The organism is uncultured Microbulbifer sp. (genome assembly GCF_947498635.1).
In the GTDB taxonomy this organism is placed as follows: Bacteria; Pseudomonadota; Gammaproteobacteria; order Pseudomonadales; family Cellvibrionaceae; genus Microbulbifer; species Microbulbifer echini.
Map to the genome: position 1 here is coordinate 23,746 of NZ_CANMKV010000026.1, position 16,824 is coordinate 40,569.

A 16,824-nucleotide genomic window follows, 5' to 3' on the forward strand; every position below is an offset into this window, starting at 1 on the left:
GTTGAATAGTTTTAACCGATACTCTGATCAGTGAATCGTATGATTCACCGGCATCGATTCCTCCTCCTCGAAGTAGCCCGGCTCCAGGTCTTCTAGATTTTGCACAGCTTCAATACCGGCTTCTAGCATTGCCCGAGCGACTGCCACTTTATGCTTTCGCAGAAACTGTAGACTCTCCGCCGAGAATTGAATGCTCACCAGAGGGTCCTCCTCGTGGCCGGCACGGCGCAATGCCACCTCGCCATTGGCCAGCTCAATAATCTCAAAAGTTTCGGAGGACATTTGCTTTCCCTTCACCGCACATCAGTTTGCGCCCAGTGTACCACAGGCAATTTAGAAGTTTCAGTGGACGCAAACAGATAGAGGAAGTGCGCTGTGTGACCTCAGCACTCTTCAAGGTTAGTACGCTGCCTGCGTACCAGTTCACTCAAAGAGGCATGCCACTCAAGAAGCACTTCAAGGGATAGAGTAACTGGCCTAGGGCCCGCAATATTCTGGGTCGGGATTAGATTTTCCTGTCCTTGCACTTCTTCGGCCAGAGAAAGCTGCAGAAGTTGTTTCCATGCGCACAGCATCGCACTCAACCAGCTCTCGGGCTCTGAGAGCAGTAACTGTAATTCCCTCACCTCGCTACTGGCCCTACCTTGGCTTTGCAGGCTATCGCCGATAACCTGCAGGGATTCCGCCTCAAAACCTAACTGCAACTGCTGGGAAAGTTCTGCCAGGAAAGCCCGGTAGGCTTTCCATAACTGCAGCAGTGCCCCCTCTTCAAGCGCCAGGCGATGAAGAGGGGAATCATAGTGGCTCGTGGAGAGCAATTGACTCTTGCGAAGAGCAGAAGTGACGAGTCCAGTATAGGGGTTACTCATTTACTTTTTCGCCGCTACTTTCTTGGCTGCTGGTTTCCGCTTGGCCGTAGAGGTCTTGCTACCGGCTTCAACCTTCCAGGCTCCATCGCGGTAAAAGGCCTTCCAACCGGTTGCCTTACCCTCCTCCTCAGACTGAACATATTGCTCTTGGGTCTTACGGCTGAAACGAATTACAGTATCTCGGCCCTGATCGTCTTGCGCGGGTGCCGCGAACAAGAAGCTGTACTTCGGATCAATCTCACTTTGGTGAGGCAGTAGTTCTTTTACCAGGGGAGCGCGGGTTTCACGATTTTTGGGGAACTGGCTGGCGGCCAGGAACAATCCGGAGGCACCATCGCGGAGAATATAGTGATCCTCAACCTTTTGACAGGCCAACTCAGGCATAGGTACCGGGTCCATCTTGGGAGGCGCCGGTTGACCGTTTTTCAGTAGCTTGCGCGTATTTTTGCAGGCTTCATTAGTACAACCGAAGTATTTCCCAAAGCGGCCGGACTTCAACTGCATATCGCTACCGCATTTGTCACACTCAATAATCGGCCCATCATAACCCTTGATTTTGAATGTGCCCTGCTCCACTTCGTAGCCATTACAATCGGGATTATTGCCACAAATGTGCAACTTGCGCTGCTCATCGAGCAGATAGCTATCCATGGCAGTACCGCATTTACCACAGCGGCGCTTCTCACGCAGCAGGCGGGATTCCGCCTCCTCATCCTTATCGGCATCGACAGCTTCATCACCAGAAACCAGGTTCATGGTGTTGGTACAACGCTCCTTAGGAGGTAGTGCGTAGCCAGAACAGCCGAGAAAAACACCGGTAGAGCCGGTACGAATCTGCATGTGACGACCACATTTATCGCACTCGATATCCGTATCCGTCGGAGCATTGCGGCGCATGCCCGCTTCGCTGGATTGGGCTTTCTCAAGTCTCGAAGAAAAGTCCTGATAAAACTCATCGAGGAGCTGCTTCCAGCCCTTATCACCATCGGCCACCGCATCCAGGGATTCTTCCAGGCTTGCAGTGAAACCATAATCCATCAGGTTTTTGAAACTTTCGCTGAGTCGATCGGTGACGATGTCACCCATTTTTTCAGCATAGAATCGGCGATTCTCAAGGCGCACATAACCGCGATCCTGAATCGTGGAAATAATCGAGGCATAGGTGGACGGACGGCCGATACCACGCTTCTCGAGTTCCTTCACCAGGGCGGCTTCACTAAAGCGTGCTGGCGGCTTGGTAAAGTGTTGCTTCGAATCCAGTTGTTGCAGAGAGAGCTTTTCCCCAACCTTCACGTCAGGCAGCAGCAAATCTTCATCTTTCTTACCGGAAGCGGGCGCAACCTTAAGAAATCCATCGAAGCGAATCACTCGGCCACGAGCACGTAATTCAAATTCACCGGCACTCACCACAATGGAGGTCGAAGTGAACTGTGCTGGAGTCATTTGACAGGCGACAAACTGCTGCCAGATTAAATTGTAAAGGCGCTCCGCATCGCGCTCGACACCGGAAAGCATATTTGGGGCAATACGCACATCGGAAGGGCGAATTGCTTCGTGAGCCTCTTGCGCGCCCTCCTTGCTGCTGTAGCTGTTCGCTGTTTCCGGAAGATATTTACCCCCAAAATTCTCACCAATATAGTCGCGTGCAGACTCAACGGCCTCTTTGCTCAGGTTGGTAGAATCGGTACGCATGTAGGTAATGTGACCAGCCTCATACAAACGCTGCGCCAGGGTCATGGTTTTCTTAACACTAAAGCCCAAACGGTTACTTGCCGCCTGCTGCAGTGTCGAAGTGATAAACGGAGCCCCCGGTTTGGAGCTTGTCGGTTTGTCGTCCCGGCTGCTGACGACAAACTGGCCGCCCTGCAGTGCTTTAACCGCACGGCTCGCATCCGCTTCATTGGTTGGGCGAAAAGCCTCCCCAGCCTGCTTTTTCACTTCAAGACGCAGCTTGTTGGCTTTGCTGGTCTCGGTATCAGCAAAAAGCGTCCAGTACTCTTCCGGGATGAACGCGCGGATTTCACGCTCGCGCTCGACTACGAGCCGCACCGCCACCGATTGAACCCGACCCGCAGAAAGGCCGCGGGCCACCTTTTCCCACAAGAGCGGGGATACCATGTAACCCACAATGCGATCGAGAAAACGGCGAGCTTGCTGCGCATGTACCCGGTTAATATTCAGGCGCCCAGGATCTTTGAAGGCCTCCTGGATCGCAGATTTGGTTATCTCATTAAAAACTACACGACGATAGCGCTCATCGTTACCACCGATTGCTTCGCGCAAGTGCCAGGCGATTGCCTCTCCCTCGCGGTCCAAATCCGTTGCCAGATAAATATGATCGGCATTCTCGGCAAGCTTTTGCAGCTCACTGACTACCTTTTCTTTGCCCGGCAAAATTTCATAGTGAGCCTGCCAGCCATGATCGGGATCAATACCCATACGCTTGATCAGCTGCTCACGATTTTTCTTGCGCTTATAGGCCTCTTTCGCCTCGGGGGCGAGTTTACGTGTTTCAGCCGCACGCCTTGCCCGCTCTTTTGCGTCGACAGGCTGCTTATTGCCCCCACCGGTAGGCAAATCGCGAATATGACCGACGCTGGACTTAACAACGAAGTCCTTGCCGAGATATTTATTGATGGTTTTCGCTTTGGCCGGTGATTCGACGATGACCAGTGATTTACCCATAAGCCTTTGATTTCAAATGAAAAATTTACTGCTTTTAAAAGCATTTCAGTCCCTTCAATCGGGCCTGCGCTGCGCGAATATATAAGCCTCACTTAGTGCGCGGTCAAGCAAAGCTGACAATTTTTGGTGTCTATTCGCCAATTTTTACCCTCCAACAGGGGCAAAATTGTGACATTTTCCCCTTTTTCAGACGCCTGGTGATACGGCTAACGCCTTAGTCCTCAGGGAGTTTGATCGGGCTAACTTTGCGGACAGCACTCTCTATAAGAGGGGCGTACTCCGCCAAACTGTCCGACAACTGAGAAAAAGCCTTTACCCCGCCATTCTCACGCCACTGCACTCCCAATCCGACATCGGTTGCGATAATTGCGCAACAATCCGCCGGGAGACTATTCAACAACTGATGCAGATACGGCCATGCTGCCTGAGGTGCCTTGACACTGCTGCCCCAATCCCAACTACCGGAAAAATTTAATTCGTGCAGAATACGCTGGCGCTGTAATACCCAGCCAATCTGCAAGCGCTTTCTTTCGCCCCATCGGTAGTAATACACCGCTGCTGTTCCCTCCCCTAGTGCCGCTGGTAACGTCTGGATCTGTACGGTAATGCCCTGCCTAGCTGCGCGGCCGCGCAAATCTGCCAGGCGGCTGTCGCGCTGGCTGGGCTTAAGCCACATTACCGGCCCAAGCACCAGGGCAATAGCAAAGCCAATAATGATTACCGGAAGCCACTCGGACATAAAGATTCCTTAAAGGGTTTCAAAAAGCGGCCTATTCTGCGTCGTCTTATATGATCCATGTCAAACAGTTTTTTTTACGGTAGACTGAAAATGGCTGTCGAAAGAAGCCCCTTCGGGCAAAAAGAAAAGGCAGGAGTTAATGGATCATGACGAAATATCAACGAATTTTGGTGGGGCTGGACCTCTCGGAAGAGTCCTCACAGGTACTGGAAAAGGCGGCGGCCCTGGCCGGGGCATTCAATGCCGAGCTGAGTTTAATGCATGCTATTGAGCCCCTGACATTTGCCTATGGCGGCGATATCCCCATGGACTTGTCAGAGGTACAGGATCAGCTACAAAACCAGGCCAAGGAACAACTGCAAAAAGCCGCACTTTCTTTAAATATTCCCACTGAACGGCAACACGTCATTCTGGGCCAGCCATCCACTGAGATACACCGCTTAGCCAAAGAGCTGGACGTCGATCTTATTATTATCGGTAGCCATGGGCGTCACGGTTTGGCGCTACTGCTCGGCTCAACCTCCAATGGCGTCTTACATGGCGCCAAGTGCGATGTTTTAGCCGTCAGGGTGTATGTAGACGAAGAGTAACGATTACCTCCCCTGTCATAGGGAGTGGTGGCAAGCACCACTCCCCTGAACTGCCCTGACCCTACTCATCGCCCCCCTCGAGTTCAGACCAGCGATCGAAGGCCACTTCCAGCTGTGACTGCTTGTCTGCGAGGAGATTCAATCGCTCCTGCATCCCGGCTTGCTCCTGCTGGTAGAACGCTGGATCGGCCATTTCAGTCTCTATAGCGTTAACTTCCCCTTCAAGCTGTTCAATCAGAGCCGGTAAACCATCCAGCTCCCGCTGTAATTTGTAGCTGAGTTTCTTTTTCTTAACCTGGGGGCTCTCCGCTTCAGCAGGTTTGGGTTTTCCCTTGCTCTCAGAGAGTTTTTCCTCTTTAGACTCCTGCTCGAAACTGCCTCCCTGACGAACAAAATCCGCGTATCCACCAACATATTCGCGGATGCAGCCCTGCCCCTCAAAGGCCAGACACGAATCCACCACATTGTCGAGAAAGGCCCGATCATGGCTCACCAGCAAAACAGTACCGCTGAAGTCCAACAAGAGCTTTTCAAGCAGTTCCAGGGTTTCCACATCCAGATCGTTGGTGGGCTCATCGAGCACCAAGATATTGGCCGGCTGACTGAATAGCTTGGCCAAAAGAGCACGGTTACGCTCTCCCCCGCTCAGTGCCCCAACCTTGGTACGGGCCTTCAATCCGGTAAATAGGAAGTCCGACAGGTAGGACATAATGTGTCGACTTTTTCCACCAACCGTAACTGAATCACGCCCCTGCCCCACATTATCAAGCACGGTGAGTTCAGGATTCAGCTGGTCTCTACGCTGATCAAAGTAGGCGACCTGCTGCTTGGTACCCAAGCGTACCTGCCCAGATTGCGGTTCAAGGTCCCCGAGTAAAACCCGAATCAGAGTACTCTTACCAACGCCGTTGGGACCTATCAGGCCAACCTTGTCACCGCGCATTAAAGTAAATGAGAGGTCTCGGATCAACGGCGCCTCATTGGGGTAGGCAAAAGAGACGTTGCTGAGCTCTGCCACCAGTTTACCGGAGACCTCTCCACTATCGAGGGACATCCGAGCGATGCCCTGCTGAGTTCTACGCGCCTCTCGCTGGCGCCTGAGCCCCTGTAAAGCGCGCACACGCCCTTCATTGCGGGTGCGCCGAGCCTTGATTCCCTGGCGAATCCAGGTCTCTTCCTGCGCCAACTTCTTGTCGAACAGCGCTTCATTCCGAGCCTCCTCCTCCAGCAGTTTTTCCTTTTCCTCCTGGTATCGCTCAAATTGGCAGCGGAATACGCGCAAATACCCGCGATCCAAATCCCACACCGTGCGAGAAAGGCGCTGCGCCAAAGCCCGGTCATGACTTACGAATAACAGCGCGCCTCTATAGGTATCCAAGAAACCCTCGAGCCATTCCACCGCGGCAATATCCAAGTGGTTGGTTGGCTCGTCGAGGATGAGGAGATCAGGTTCCGTCACCAGCGCTCGGGCAAGGGCTGCGCGGCGTTGCCAGCCACCAGAGAGATCCGCCACAGACTCCTCCGGGTCCAGACCCAAGCGATCGAGCACACTGTCAACCCTGGGCAGGAGATCCCAGCCGTGTCCCGCTTCAATCTTGGCCTGCAGTTCAGCCGAGGGCGTGTCCCGGTAGCCGGCCAACACCTGACCTATAGACCCCAGACCCTCGGCGACATATTGGTAAACGGAGTCGGGGCAGTCCGCTGGCAACTCCTGCTCAAGAGTTGCCATAACCAACCCACTGGCACGCACAACCTCTCCAGCATCTGGGTCCACTCGACCCGCAATTAACCGCAACAGGCTGGATTTCCCCTCCCCATTGCGCCCTACAAGGCAAATACGGTCGCCCCGTTCAATTTTTGCGCTGACATTGTCAGCGAGTATTTGGGCTCCGTAGCGAAGACTGACCCCATCCAATAGAAGCAACATAATTAGGCACTACAATTAACAAACCCGGTTAACATTCTCGCTCGATAAATGAATGAAACGAAAAATGATGCTACGGGTCCTGTGAAAAGTTCGCTATTTTACGCATTTTTGCCAAGCCGTCTCGTAAACTTACGCGACTAGGCTCAACATTGGGATATCTGACATGCCAGTTAGCATCAAGGCGCTCCCCCTACTACTCGCCTCCCTGCTCGCCTGGATCAGTCTCAACTCCCAGGCAACAACGCCGGAGCCAGAACGACAAGAGGAAATACAGGCCACTGATACCACTAGCCAGCGTCAGCTACTGCAAAAAGCCCGGCTCGCCATCCAGCGTGGCGACAAGAAACAGCTAAAACAATTGAAAGCCTTATTATCGGATTACCCCCTGGCCCCCTACATCGACTATTGGGCGATTGGTAGAAATTTGCGCCATTTACCCTTGGTAGAAGTCGACCGATTTCTTTCCCACAATCAAAATACGGCCCTGGGTGACTGGATGCGCATTCGGTTACTCAAAGAGCTTGGCCGACAGGGTCGGTTTAAGACCTACCTGAAATATTATCAGCCCGAGAAACACCGTCGCGCAGCTTTGCGCTGTTACCATGCCGATGCCCTATCTCGACATGGAGATAAAGAAAAAGCCAATCAGCTCATCAACGAACTCTGGCTGGTTGGCCGCTCCCAAGCTGAGGAATGCGATCCTGTCTTCGCTCGCTGGATGCGCAGTGGCGGCCTCACGCAAGAGAAAAGCTGGGCGCGTCACCTGCTCGCCCTCAAGGAAGACAATCCTGAACTGGCCACCTATATTGCCAGAAAAATGGAGCCCCCCTTTAAGCGCAAAGCCACACTCCTGCGGGAAGTACATAAATCCCCAAAGCTTCTTCTCAACTACTCCCGATTCCTACAGGCTCCCGAGCAAAACCGAGACCTTATTCTGCATGGTTTGCATCGTTTGGCCCAAAAAGAGGCCTCCATCGCCGAGGAGGCGTGGCGGCGCTACAGTGCAAGTATCCTGTTTAGCGATAGCGAACAAGCTGAAATGTTGCGCCATCTTGCACGGCAGTTCGCTCGTCAGGATGATATCCACGGACTGCTCAACCTGACCAACAATCAGGCTATCCGCGATGAGCGCTCAATTGAGTGGTTGGCACGACAATCCCTGCGCAAGCTCGACTGGGAGCAAGTCGCCTACTGGATTGACCGACTCCCTCCAAAGCGGCAGCAGCGCGACCGCTGGCTCTACTGGAAAGCCCGCTCACTGGTAGAACTCTACGGCAACTCCCAATCTGGAGCGGCATCCATGCTCTACGGGAAAGCCGCTCGCGAACGCAGCTATTACGGCTTCCTTGCCGCCGATGCCCTTGGGCAAAACTACAGTTTCGTACATCGACCTGCACCAATCACACCGGTGGAGGTACAGAAAATTGCACAGCGTGCCGGCTTGCAAAGAGCTCGCGAACTGCAAGCCATTGGAGAGCTATTTCATGCGCGTAGGGAGTGGAACTACGCAACCAAGGGAATGGATCACGGGGAATTACTTGCGGCGGGGAAAGTGGCCAGTGCCTGGGGCTGGTATCATAAGTCCATCCAGTCTGTGCTCGCTGCGGATTATCTGGATGACCTGGAGCTGCGCTTTCCCCTCGCCTTTGCAGATATCGTTCAAAGTGTGAGTGCGCAGGTCGGTCGACAAAGTGCACCACTGGAACCCTATATGATTTACGCTGTCGCCCGACAAGAAAGTCACTTTAGCCACGATGCAAAATCCAGTTCCGGAGCACTGGGGCTAATGCAACTACTCCCCTCCACCGCCCGCGCAACGGCACGCCGCTCAGGCGTTCGCTACCGCCGCAGCTGGGATTTGCTCAGCCCCAAAACCAATATCGCTTTGGGCAGCTTTTACCTGAGCACCCTGTTACATCGCTTCGATAACAACCGTTTCCTTGCAGCAGCCGCTTACAACGCCGGGCCGACACGGGTCGCCAAATGGCTGAAGGAGACCCGCCAGCGCCTTCCCCACGACGTCTGGATCGAGACCATTCCCTACAGCGAAACGCGAACGTATGTACAGAACGTGCTCGCTTACACCGTAATTTATGCTTATCGAAGTGGGACAAAATTACAACTGCTGCGGGCTAATGAGGCGAGCAGTAAGCTCTAGGAAGCATCTGACACACTCAGTGATAACCCAATTTTCACAGCAACTCGCGCACCCTAAATGGAGTTGGTGATCAAGCTGTTCGGGGCACTTAGGATCTATACACTGTCCTATGAATCACATCGCGAAAGAAGGCCTCTGAGAAATACCCTTACAAATTTCGAAAGCTGCGGAGTACCTGGGAGCTCTCGGAGCTTCCTAGATCAACCGCTTGCTCAACCATTCTTCCAGCTGCTCTTTTTTAAAGGGCCAGGTACAAACTTCTGTCGGGTCGCCAAGCCCCACGACGGGAATTGATAGGCTAAAACGCTCAAATAAAGCTTCGTTATCGGCAATATCCACCTCCCGTAGCTGCAACCCAAACTGAGTCAGTAAAGGCCATATCTCCAACTTGGCCTTTTCGCACAAACTACACCCAAGAGTAGTGTAAAGAATAAGCTCGCGGGGCTGAGTCATGCGAACACTCCCTGAGTATTTACCCATAAATAACCGGCAACGCCCACAACCAATAAAAGAGCCAGCCCAATCGCCCTCAACGACATCCGGGACTTTGGCTCCCTCGCCACCCGGTCGCCTTCCCTATTTTGTCCGACCTCCTGCGGCTCTGAGAACGAAGACCTTTGGGTTACATCTTCACCAGACATTTCACCAGCGACAAACCCTGAGGACTTCATCAATTGAGATGAAATCGCCGGGCGTACTGCTGTTCGATCAAGGTCATCTGCAGGCCCCACTACCGAAAAACTCAAAGAGTCAAAACGCAACTCATCTCCTCGACGTACACGACTTTCTGTAATCCGGCGACCATTGACGAAAGTGCCATTAGCCGAACCAAGATCGACCGCAAATAGAAGACCTTCGCGCACCTCAAGCCGCGCATGACGACGCGAAAGATGCGATAGAGAAAACGTGATATCGCACTCGTCGGAGCGTCCAACCACCGCCCCCCCTTTTACCGGGAATACTTTACCGGCTATCACTTTATGGTTGGCCCTCAGTGCCCAGGCATTATTTTTAGCTTTTCCTACGGCAAGTTTAGTTACCTTGGGATCAACAATTTGTAGCGTTCGGGTACCAATTGCCACTCGATCATTCAGTTTTAATTGGCAAATTGACGCTACTGGCTGGCCATTAACCAAAACCTTAGCGCTACCTGAGACATTCGCCAAGGTCAGCTGATCCCCTTTAATCGCGATCTTTAAATGCAGCTTCGCTATCGAGTCATCTGGTATACACAGATCACAGCTTTGGTCGCGCCCCACGGTTACACCGGGCGGCACCAGCCAAACACTCTGACCGGAATTATTTACATCACAAAGTTTGAACATTGATCTCGCTCCTCAGCCCCAAGGAGATTGAAAAAGGGATACCCTAAATGTGGGGGCAAGCTCCAATTAATGGTAAAAACTGTAAAAATTTGCTGACTAATGACAGGGCCAAGTTTAACACGGGGCATATCATCAGCGTGTGATTCGGTTTGCAGCTTACAATGGCTTAAAAGTCTAATATGCTAACCAGGCAAGGATAAGCATTTCTGCTGTTACAGGCATCGATGGATAAAGTACACTTGCAGCGCCATAAGGAAAAGACAGGCTTTGCCATAGCGGCGGCCGCCGTCAATTATAATGAGAAACCATTACAGGTAGTTGCACGCCAGTGAGTGAAGCCAAAGTACGCGAAGTATCGCGGCACAGCGAAGTAGTTCAGCGCCCTCCGAGTGCTACGCGTAGCGCTGGCGCCACCCATCCTGGCTATCGGCGTGAGCAGAACGAAGATGCCTACTGGGGTGATGAAGATAAGGGGATTTGGATTGTCGCTGATGGCCTGGGTGGCCACCACGCCGGTGAGATAGCCAGCCAGACAGTAGTCGAAGAAATTCAAAAATCTGCTGCCACCGATCGCCACTATGAGCGGGCCCTGCAAAAAGCCCACGCCTTACTCCTGGGAGACGAACACAGTACAGCCAATATGGGCTCTACCGCGGTGGTTCTCGCCGAGGAGGGGGATTACTATCACATCTATTGGGTTGGAGATAGCCGAGCTTACCTCTGGACACAGGGCGACAAAGGCGGGGAGTTGAGCCAGCTAACCAGTGATCACTCCTACGTCCAGATGCTGATGGATTCCGGTGCGATTAACCCTGAAGAGGCCGCTGCACACCCCAACCGCCACGTGATCACCCGATGTATTGGCGGCAGCACCAACCCCAAACTGGAAGTTGATCGAGTATCTTACCGTTGGAGCGCCGGACAAAAGTTGCTACTTTGCAGCGATGGTCTTAGTTCAGAAGTCCCCAGTGAAAAAATAGCCCGAATCATTACCGAGAATACCGACAACGAACGTATCGTAGCACTTCTTGTTCACGCCGCCCTTGATGCTGGCGGCAAAGATAATATCACCGTACAAGTTATCGACGCTCCGTCTGAGGCCCAAGCTATTCACTCCTCCGTAAACCTTTCGCAAGAGCCTCACAAAAAAAATACACCATTCAAAACGCCCAATAACAGAGGCTGGCGCCTGCTCCTGACTTTAGTTATTGCCTGCGGAGTAATTGCCGCACTGGCCGGTGGAATATCTCAGCTGCTTTGATCGAGCGACAAAACACTATGGAAGTCGTCAACAGTGGCAACTCATCGCTACAAATACCCGGCTATCGCATAGTCCGCAAAATTAATCAGGGTGGCATGTCCACAGTATACTTAGCCATCCAACGCAGCGTGGGTCGCCAAGTAGCCCTAAAAGTTATGTCGCCGGTGCTCAACGCGGACCCCATTTTCAGCGAGCGATTCCAGCGAGAAGCTAATATCGTCGGGCAGCTCTCCCACCCCAATATTGTCGGCATCCACGATATCGGGCGTTATCGCAGCCTCAATTATATCGCTATGGACTATATGTCCGGGGGCTCTGTTGCCGAAAGGCTTGCCCGAGGCCCGATGGAGCCCCTCGAAGCGCTGAATGCTGTACGACAAATCGCCATGGCTCTGGACCATTCCCACAGCAAAGGGTATGTGCACAGAGACTTGAAACCGGAAAATATCCTGTTTCGCGAGGACGGCTCTGCGGTATTAAGTGATTTTGGTGTGGCCCGCGCAGTGGCACACACGACCCGAATGACCAATAGCGGCATGGTGGTGGGAACGCCCCACTATATGAGCCCCGAACAGGCCAGAGGCAATGCCATTGATGGTCGCGCCGATCTGTACAGCCTCGGCGTAGTTTTTTATGAAATGCTCAGCGGTGCCGTGCCCTACCTGGCCGAGGAAGCGGTGGCTATCGCCATCAAGCACTTGACCGACCCCATCCCTAAGTTGCCCGCCCGCTATGCGCTATATCAGTCGATCATAGATCGCGCCCTGGCGAAGGACCCGGTCAAACGCTTTCAAAGGGGTTTAGAAGTTGCCGATGCGATCGATCAACTGGTTGCGGCTCTGGCCGGTAAACCCAGCCAGCAAATCAGCCAGCTCAATAATGTTTCTGTCGGAGTATCCAGTCTGGCGCGCGCACTTTTCCTGACTCTATTCAGCGATCTACGAGACCGGTTCAGCAAAATCTGGCAGGTGAAGCAGGGAGACCCCGAAGAGGCTAGGCATGCGCGCAAAGAACAGGACACCGTTGTGCGATTACGTCAACTGGTCAATGAGCCCATGAAGCACAAACGCCCATGGATACTTAGTACGATCACAGCCGCTTTACTAGTGGGCTGGGCTTCTTTTTCCCTGTTCAGCCCCTGGGAACCCCAGCACAGTGAAATTCCAATGTTGGATAACGTCAGTCGCCTTACTGGGGATACCAAAGCGGGGGCAAACAGCCCTGACATACAGCAAGTGAACGAAGAGGAAGCCCCAGCCGCATTGAAGCTAGCCAGGCACGATTTGGCCAATAATGGGATTCACTCTGTTGAGGCAGCTCGCGCCCGCGCGCAAAGCCGCTCTCTCAATCCGCCCCAAGTCAGCAAAACTCCTGATACGCAGCCTTCGGCCATCGCCCCAAGAGAAAGCGTGATCTCACAGGAAAACGCCTCCGCAACAGTCTTCGAAAAGTCTGAAAATGAGGCCAGCCCCACACCATCTTATGGACTCACCGTAAAGACCGAACCGGAAACGGCCCGAGTTCGCATTATGAATATTACCCCACGCTACCAACCCGGTATCCGACTTAAACCCGGGCTATACGACGTGGAAGTCAGCGCAGCTGGCTTCATCCCTTATCGCCGCTGGGTCCAAGTTGGTGATCGAGGCTTGAAACTTACTGCAAAGCTACAGAAGTCTTATATTGCCGGTAAAACAATTCGCTCAAAACTCAACTCAGGCGGCTTTGGGCCACAAATGATTGTGATTGACTCCGGGGAGTTTTCCATGGGCAGCGAGAAGTTTAAAAATAGTCGCCCAGCGCACAGGGTGAATATTTCGAAACCATTTGCCATTTCAATCCATGAAATTACGTTCGCGGAATATGACCGCTTCACCCTGGCTACAGGTACCAGCCAGCCAAGTGATGCAGGCTGGGGCCGCGGGGAGCGACCGGTAATCAATATAACTTGGCAGGAGGCACAGAAGTATGTTGAGTGGCTTTCAAACGAGACCGGAAAAAAATATCGCCTGCCCAGCGAGGCCGAATGGGAGTACGCCGCTCGCGCAGGTATAGACCATCCATTTTGGTGGAACCGTGCCGATGCACGGGGCAAGGCCAACTGTAGACGAGGCTGCGACAGCGAGTTTAATAGCCTGTTTACGACAAAAAGCGGGCCCGTCGGGCACTACCAAGCCAACCCTTTCGGTCTTTATGACACCGCGGGCAATGTTGCTGAGTGGGTACAAGATTGCTACCAACCCGGCTACGATAAAAGCCGCACTACCGCTTCCCCAGTATCCATTAAAAACTGTCAATTACGGAGTGTTCGCGGTGGCTCCATGCGAGAGCCTTCTAATCGGATCGGGGCAGATTACCGTAAAGGCCTGGATGAAAACAGTCGTGCGAAGGATATTGGAATACGTGTGATAATGGAGCTGAATTGACAGCCAAATAATTAGACTCCGGACTCTTATCAATTCCCTGCTGCCACATACGGCTTTAATAAAAGCGGGGCCATGGTGGAAAAGCTACCGTTTTAATTGCGTTCGTTATTAGCTTTCACAGAGCACTTACCCAACAAAAGACATCAGCTGTTTTATAGCTAATGCAAAGCAAAATACAAAAAACCATCCACACTTAAAGCCCTCCAGCGTACCCGATAGTTAGCCCACTAGCTTTTAGCAGAGCGGTACAAGTGATACCACCAAAAGCCTAGCCGAATGTACAGGCATCCATACACTATTACTCACACCCAATGTCCATAAAATACTGATATAGATATATCACTCGGCAGACATTTTCCGGAGAAAAAGTGACGCCGGCCACTGGCCGGCGACAACACACCCCTGCACCACATTAGCCCTGTGGATTTTTAGTGATCCGCTCTCAGCCTGTCCTTACCCCTTCGCCCGAATTTCCCAAACATTATGAATTTTGGGGTTGCGCTGAAAGTCTTTATCCAATAATGACAACTGCTGTACGGAAAATGCTTCGGCAACGGACTGATCCATTTTGAAGCTACGCAGGTTATTGGAAAAAATAAGGGTCCCTCGCGGTGTGAGTAGAGACATGCACTGAGAAATCAAACTATTGTGGTCGCGCTGAATATCCAGCACCCCACGCATTTTGGCCGAATTCGAAAAGCTCGGGGGATCAAGGAAAATCAAGTCGTAATGTCCCTTGCGGTTTTGCTGAGCCGACTCCAGCCACTGCAAGCAATCCGCCTCCACGAGCTGGTGCTGATAGGGGTTCATATCATTCGCACGGAAATTTCGCGCAGCCCAGGATTGATATGTCCGGGACATATCCACACTGATACTCTGCGCACAGCCTCCCAAAGCCGCCTGGACCGTGGCGCTTGCGGTATAACAAAACAAATTGAGAAACTTTTTCCCGGAGGCCAGTTCACGTAGGTATTTCCTTACGGGACGATGGTCGAGGAACAGGCCGCTATCGAGATAACTCCACAAATCCACCTCCAGCTCTGCACCAAACTCTCGCACCTGCAAGGTCGATCCTGCCTCAGCCTGTTTTTGGTACTGACCAGCCCCTTTTGGGCCACTTTTGTGGCTGTGACGACGGCGCTCTTTAATACTGACCCTGCTTCTCGGTAGATCCAGTACTGATTGCACCGCGCGAAGCAGGTCCCTCAAACGGTTGCGCGCTTTGCCTTCATCAATACTGGCCGGTGGGCGATACTCCTGCAGGTGAGCGTATAAAACCCCCTCCTGGGTCTTGTATAAATCTACCGCAGCGGCGTACTCAGGCAGGTCAGCATCGTAGAGACGGTAACAGTCAATACCGTTTCTAGCGGCCCACTTTCCTGTAGTGCGCAGGTTTTTACGCAAGCGGTTGGCCACCATTTCTACCTCGGGAGAGAGCTTTCGCTCCCTCTCAGAGTCGTCGCCTCGCTCACTGTGCTCACGCACCTCAAATAGCAGTAGCTGACTGGGAATGGTACCGTTGTACAGCTGGTAATGCTTATGGGAACGCAACCCGGTGGAGTAACCCAGCTCGGGGTTGCCGGTAAAAATACCCACCTGCCAGCCGGGGAACTCCGCCTTCAGCTGGCGCCCAAGTTCCGCATATGTTTCGCGCAACGCTTCCTGCTCCCCGAGGCGCTCACCGTAAGGCGGGTTGCTCAGCACCAAGCCGACCTTAACCTCCCGATGACTTGGCACCTTGAAGGCATTAACAGGCCTGCAGCTGACCCGAACCTGGCGCTCCAGTCCCGCTCTGGCAATATTGGCCTCGGCAGCAAACAGCACCTTGGCATCGGCATCGTAACCGCGAATTTCGGGAAGCGACAATGCTAAGCCCGCAGCACGACGCTGCAGGGCCTCTTCGCGAAGCTCATTCCAAATATCGTTCTGGTGATTGAGCCAGCGCTCAAAGCCAAAGCTCTCACGGAATAGGCCCGGTGCGATATCTGCCGCCATCATGGCCGCCTCAATCAAAATGGTGCCCGAACCACACATGGGGTCCAGGAGGGCACCGCCTTCCGCCGCAATCTGCGGCCAACGGGAGCGCATTAGGAGCGCTGCCGCCAAGTTCTCTTTTAGCGGTGCTACACCGACATGGGTTCTATATCCTCGCTTATGTAAACTTTCACCGCTGAGGTCTATGGCGATATCCAGGCGGTCCCGATGGAGTCGCAGAGCGACAGTCAGATCAGGATTGTGCTTTTCTATACTGGGTCTCTCCCCAGTCTGCTGGCGCAAACGGTCTACGATGGCATCTTTTGTCTTTTGCGCACCGAACTGACTATTACGAATTTCTCGGTTCGTTCCTGAAAACTGCAACCACAGCTTTCCCGAGGGCCCGATATGCGCCTCCCAGGGCTGTTCGGAAACGGCTCGATAGAGATCTTCCGCACCGTCGATACGCACCTGGTCGAGTTGTAGGAGGATTCGGTTGGCCAAGCGGCTCCAGAGGCAGCAGCGATACGCGACTTTCAGTGAACCAGAAAAAGAGATCGCCGCGGGTTGCTCCCGCAGAATATTGGCGCCCAGTGACTTCAGCTCTCCTGCGAGCAGGTTCTCCAGTCCCCTAGGGCAAGTCGCGGTGAACGTAAATTCTTCTATATGTGAGTCGGTCAAAACTTTTACTCGATGAACCCCATTCGGCGGGGTGAATTTAGCGCCTATTGGCGCCATTTAGAATAGTAGGTGATCGGTCAAAGGTGCCGGTATGTAGTATCCACTTCCTCTGACCAACCTTATTTGGCGCGATTATCCCATTTTGTAGCGGCTGAGCCTATGACAGACAGCTTCGGGGCTGTCTCAATA

Annotated in this window: 12 protein-coding genes; 4 read left to right on the forward strand and 8 right to left on the reverse strand. The window is 52.9% G+C overall.

Annotated elements, in window-relative coordinates:
- Positions 1-27 precede the first annotated feature (27 nt).
- The 4 genes from Q1A69_RS13805 to Q1A69_RS13820 form a co-directional block, all read right to left on the reverse strand.
- Positions 28-282: a hypothetical protein gene (locus tag Q1A69_RS13805; protein ID WP_299586384.1), complete on the reverse strand. Its 255-nt coding sequence runs from the start codon at positions 280-282 to the stop codon at positions 28-30.
- Between the two features lie 101 nt (positions 283-383).
- On the reverse strand, positions 384-869 hold the full coding sequence (locus Q1A69_RS13810) for a DUF6586 family protein (protein WP_299586387.1): 486 nt from the start codon (positions 867-869) through the stop codon (positions 384-386).
- Entirely contained in the window at positions 870-3,554 is a 2,685-nt protein-coding gene (topA, locus tag Q1A69_RS13815; RefSeq protein WP_299586389.1) for a type I DNA topoisomerase, read from the reverse strand. It lies immediately after the preceding gene.
- A 214-nt stretch (positions 3,555-3,768) separates the two neighbouring features.
- Entirely contained in the window at positions 3,769-4,293 is a 525-nt protein-coding gene (locus Q1A69_RS13820; RefSeq protein ID WP_299586392.1) for a hypothetical protein, read from the reverse strand.
- Between the two features lie 146 nt (positions 4,294-4,439).
- On the opposite strand from Q1A69_RS13820, the gene Q1A69_RS13825 reads away from it, so the two are divergent.
- Positions 4,440-4,883 (forward strand): universal stress protein, encoded by a 444-nt coding sequence (locus Q1A69_RS13825; protein WP_299586395.1) that lies wholly within the window; start codon positions 4,440-4,442, stop codon positions 4,881-4,883.
- Positions 4,884-4,944: 61 nt separating this feature from the next.
- Here Q1A69_RS13825 and Q1A69_RS13830 read toward each other — a convergent pair whose 3' ends face one another.
- Positions 4,945-6,810 (reverse strand): ATP-binding cassette domain-containing protein, encoded by a 1,866-nt coding sequence (locus Q1A69_RS13830; RefSeq protein WP_299586397.1) that lies wholly within the window; start codon positions 6,808-6,810, stop codon positions 4,945-4,947.
- Between the two features lie 163 nt (positions 6,811-6,973).
- Between Q1A69_RS13830 and Q1A69_RS13835 the strand changes: the two genes are divergently transcribed.
- Complete coding sequence (locus Q1A69_RS13835; RefSeq protein WP_299586399.1) at positions 6,974-8,968, forward strand: transglycosylase SLT domain-containing protein; 1,995 nt, start codon at positions 6,974-6,976, stop codon at positions 8,966-8,968.
- Between the two features lie 195 nt (positions 8,969-9,163).
- On the opposite strand, the gene Q1A69_RS13840 is transcribed toward Q1A69_RS13835, so the two are convergent.
- Positions 9,164-9,421 (reverse strand): glutaredoxin family protein, encoded by a 258-nt coding sequence (locus Q1A69_RS13840; protein ID WP_299586402.1) that lies wholly within the window; start codon positions 9,419-9,421, stop codon positions 9,164-9,166.
- A complete protein-coding gene (locus Q1A69_RS13845; RefSeq protein WP_299586404.1) occupies positions 9,418-10,293 on the reverse strand; it encodes an FHA domain-containing protein in 876 nt (291 codons plus the stop codon). Before Q1A69_RS13845 ends, Q1A69_RS13840 begins: the two co-directional genes overlap by 4 nt.
- Positions 10,294-10,621: 328 nt before the next feature.
- Between Q1A69_RS13845 and Q1A69_RS13850 the strand changes: the two genes are divergently transcribed.
- Both Q1A69_RS13850 and Q1A69_RS13855 read left to right on the forward strand, forming a co-directional pair.
- Entirely contained in the window at positions 10,622-11,554 is a 933-nt protein-coding gene (locus Q1A69_RS13850; RefSeq protein ID WP_299586407.1) for a protein phosphatase 2C domain-containing protein, read from the forward strand.
- A 17-nt stretch (positions 11,555-11,571) separates the two neighbouring features.
- Positions 11,572-13,980, forward strand: a complete 2,409-nt coding sequence (locus tag Q1A69_RS13855; protein WP_299586410.1) for a bifunctional serine/threonine-protein kinase/formylglycine-generating enzyme family protein — start codon at positions 11,572-11,574, stop codon at positions 13,978-13,980.
- Between the two features lie 453 nt (positions 13,981-14,433).
- Here the strand turns inward: Q1A69_RS13855 and rlmKL are convergent, their stop codons facing one another.
- Positions 14,434-16,635, reverse strand: a complete 2,202-nt coding sequence (gene rlmKL, locus Q1A69_RS13860; RefSeq protein WP_299586414.1) for a bifunctional 23S rRNA (guanine(2069)-N(7))-methyltransferase RlmK/23S rRNA (guanine(2445)-N(2))-methyltransferase RlmL — start codon at positions 16,633-16,635, stop codon at positions 14,434-14,436.
- Between the last annotated feature and the right edge of the window lie 189 nt (positions 16,636-16,824).

Bases quoted from the DNA above. Each gene is read 5' to 3' on its own strand.
- Q1A69_RS13805 (WP_299586384.1), bottom strand. From the start codon at position 282: ATGTCCTCCGAAACTTTTGAGATTATTGAGCTGGCCAATGGCGAGGTG.
- Q1A69_RS13810 (WP_299586387.1), bottom strand. From the start codon at position 869: ATGAGTAACCCCTATACTGGACTCGTCACTTCTGCTCTTCGCAAGAGT.
- topA (WP_299586389.1), bottom strand. From the start codon at position 3,554: ATGGGTAAATCACTGGTCATCGTCGAATCACCGGCCAAAGCGAAAACC.
- Q1A69_RS13820 (WP_299586392.1), bottom strand. From the start codon at position 4,293: ATGTCCGAGTGGCTTCCGGTAATCATTATTGGCTTTGCTATTGCCCTG.
- Q1A69_RS13825 (WP_299586395.1), top strand. From the start codon at position 4,440: ATGACGAAATATCAACGAATTTTGGTGGGGCTGGACCTCTCGGAAGAG.
- Q1A69_RS13830 (WP_299586397.1), bottom strand. From the start codon at position 6,810: ATGTTGCTTCTATTGGATGGGGTCAGTCTTCGCTACGGAGCCCAAATA.
- Q1A69_RS13835 (WP_299586399.1), top strand. From the start codon at position 6,974: ATGCCAGTTAGCATCAAGGCGCTCCCCCTACTACTCGCCTCCCTGCTC.
- Q1A69_RS13840 (WP_299586402.1), bottom strand. From the start codon at position 9,421: ATGACTCAGCCCCGCGAGCTTATTCTTTACACTACTCTTGGGTGTAGT.
- Q1A69_RS13845 (WP_299586404.1), bottom strand. From the start codon at position 10,293: ATGTTCAAACTTTGTGATGTAAATAATTCCGGTCAGAGTGTTTGGCTG.
- Q1A69_RS13855 (WP_299586410.1), top strand. From the start codon at position 11,572: ATGGAAGTCGTCAACAGTGGCAACTCATCGCTACAAATACCCGGCTAT.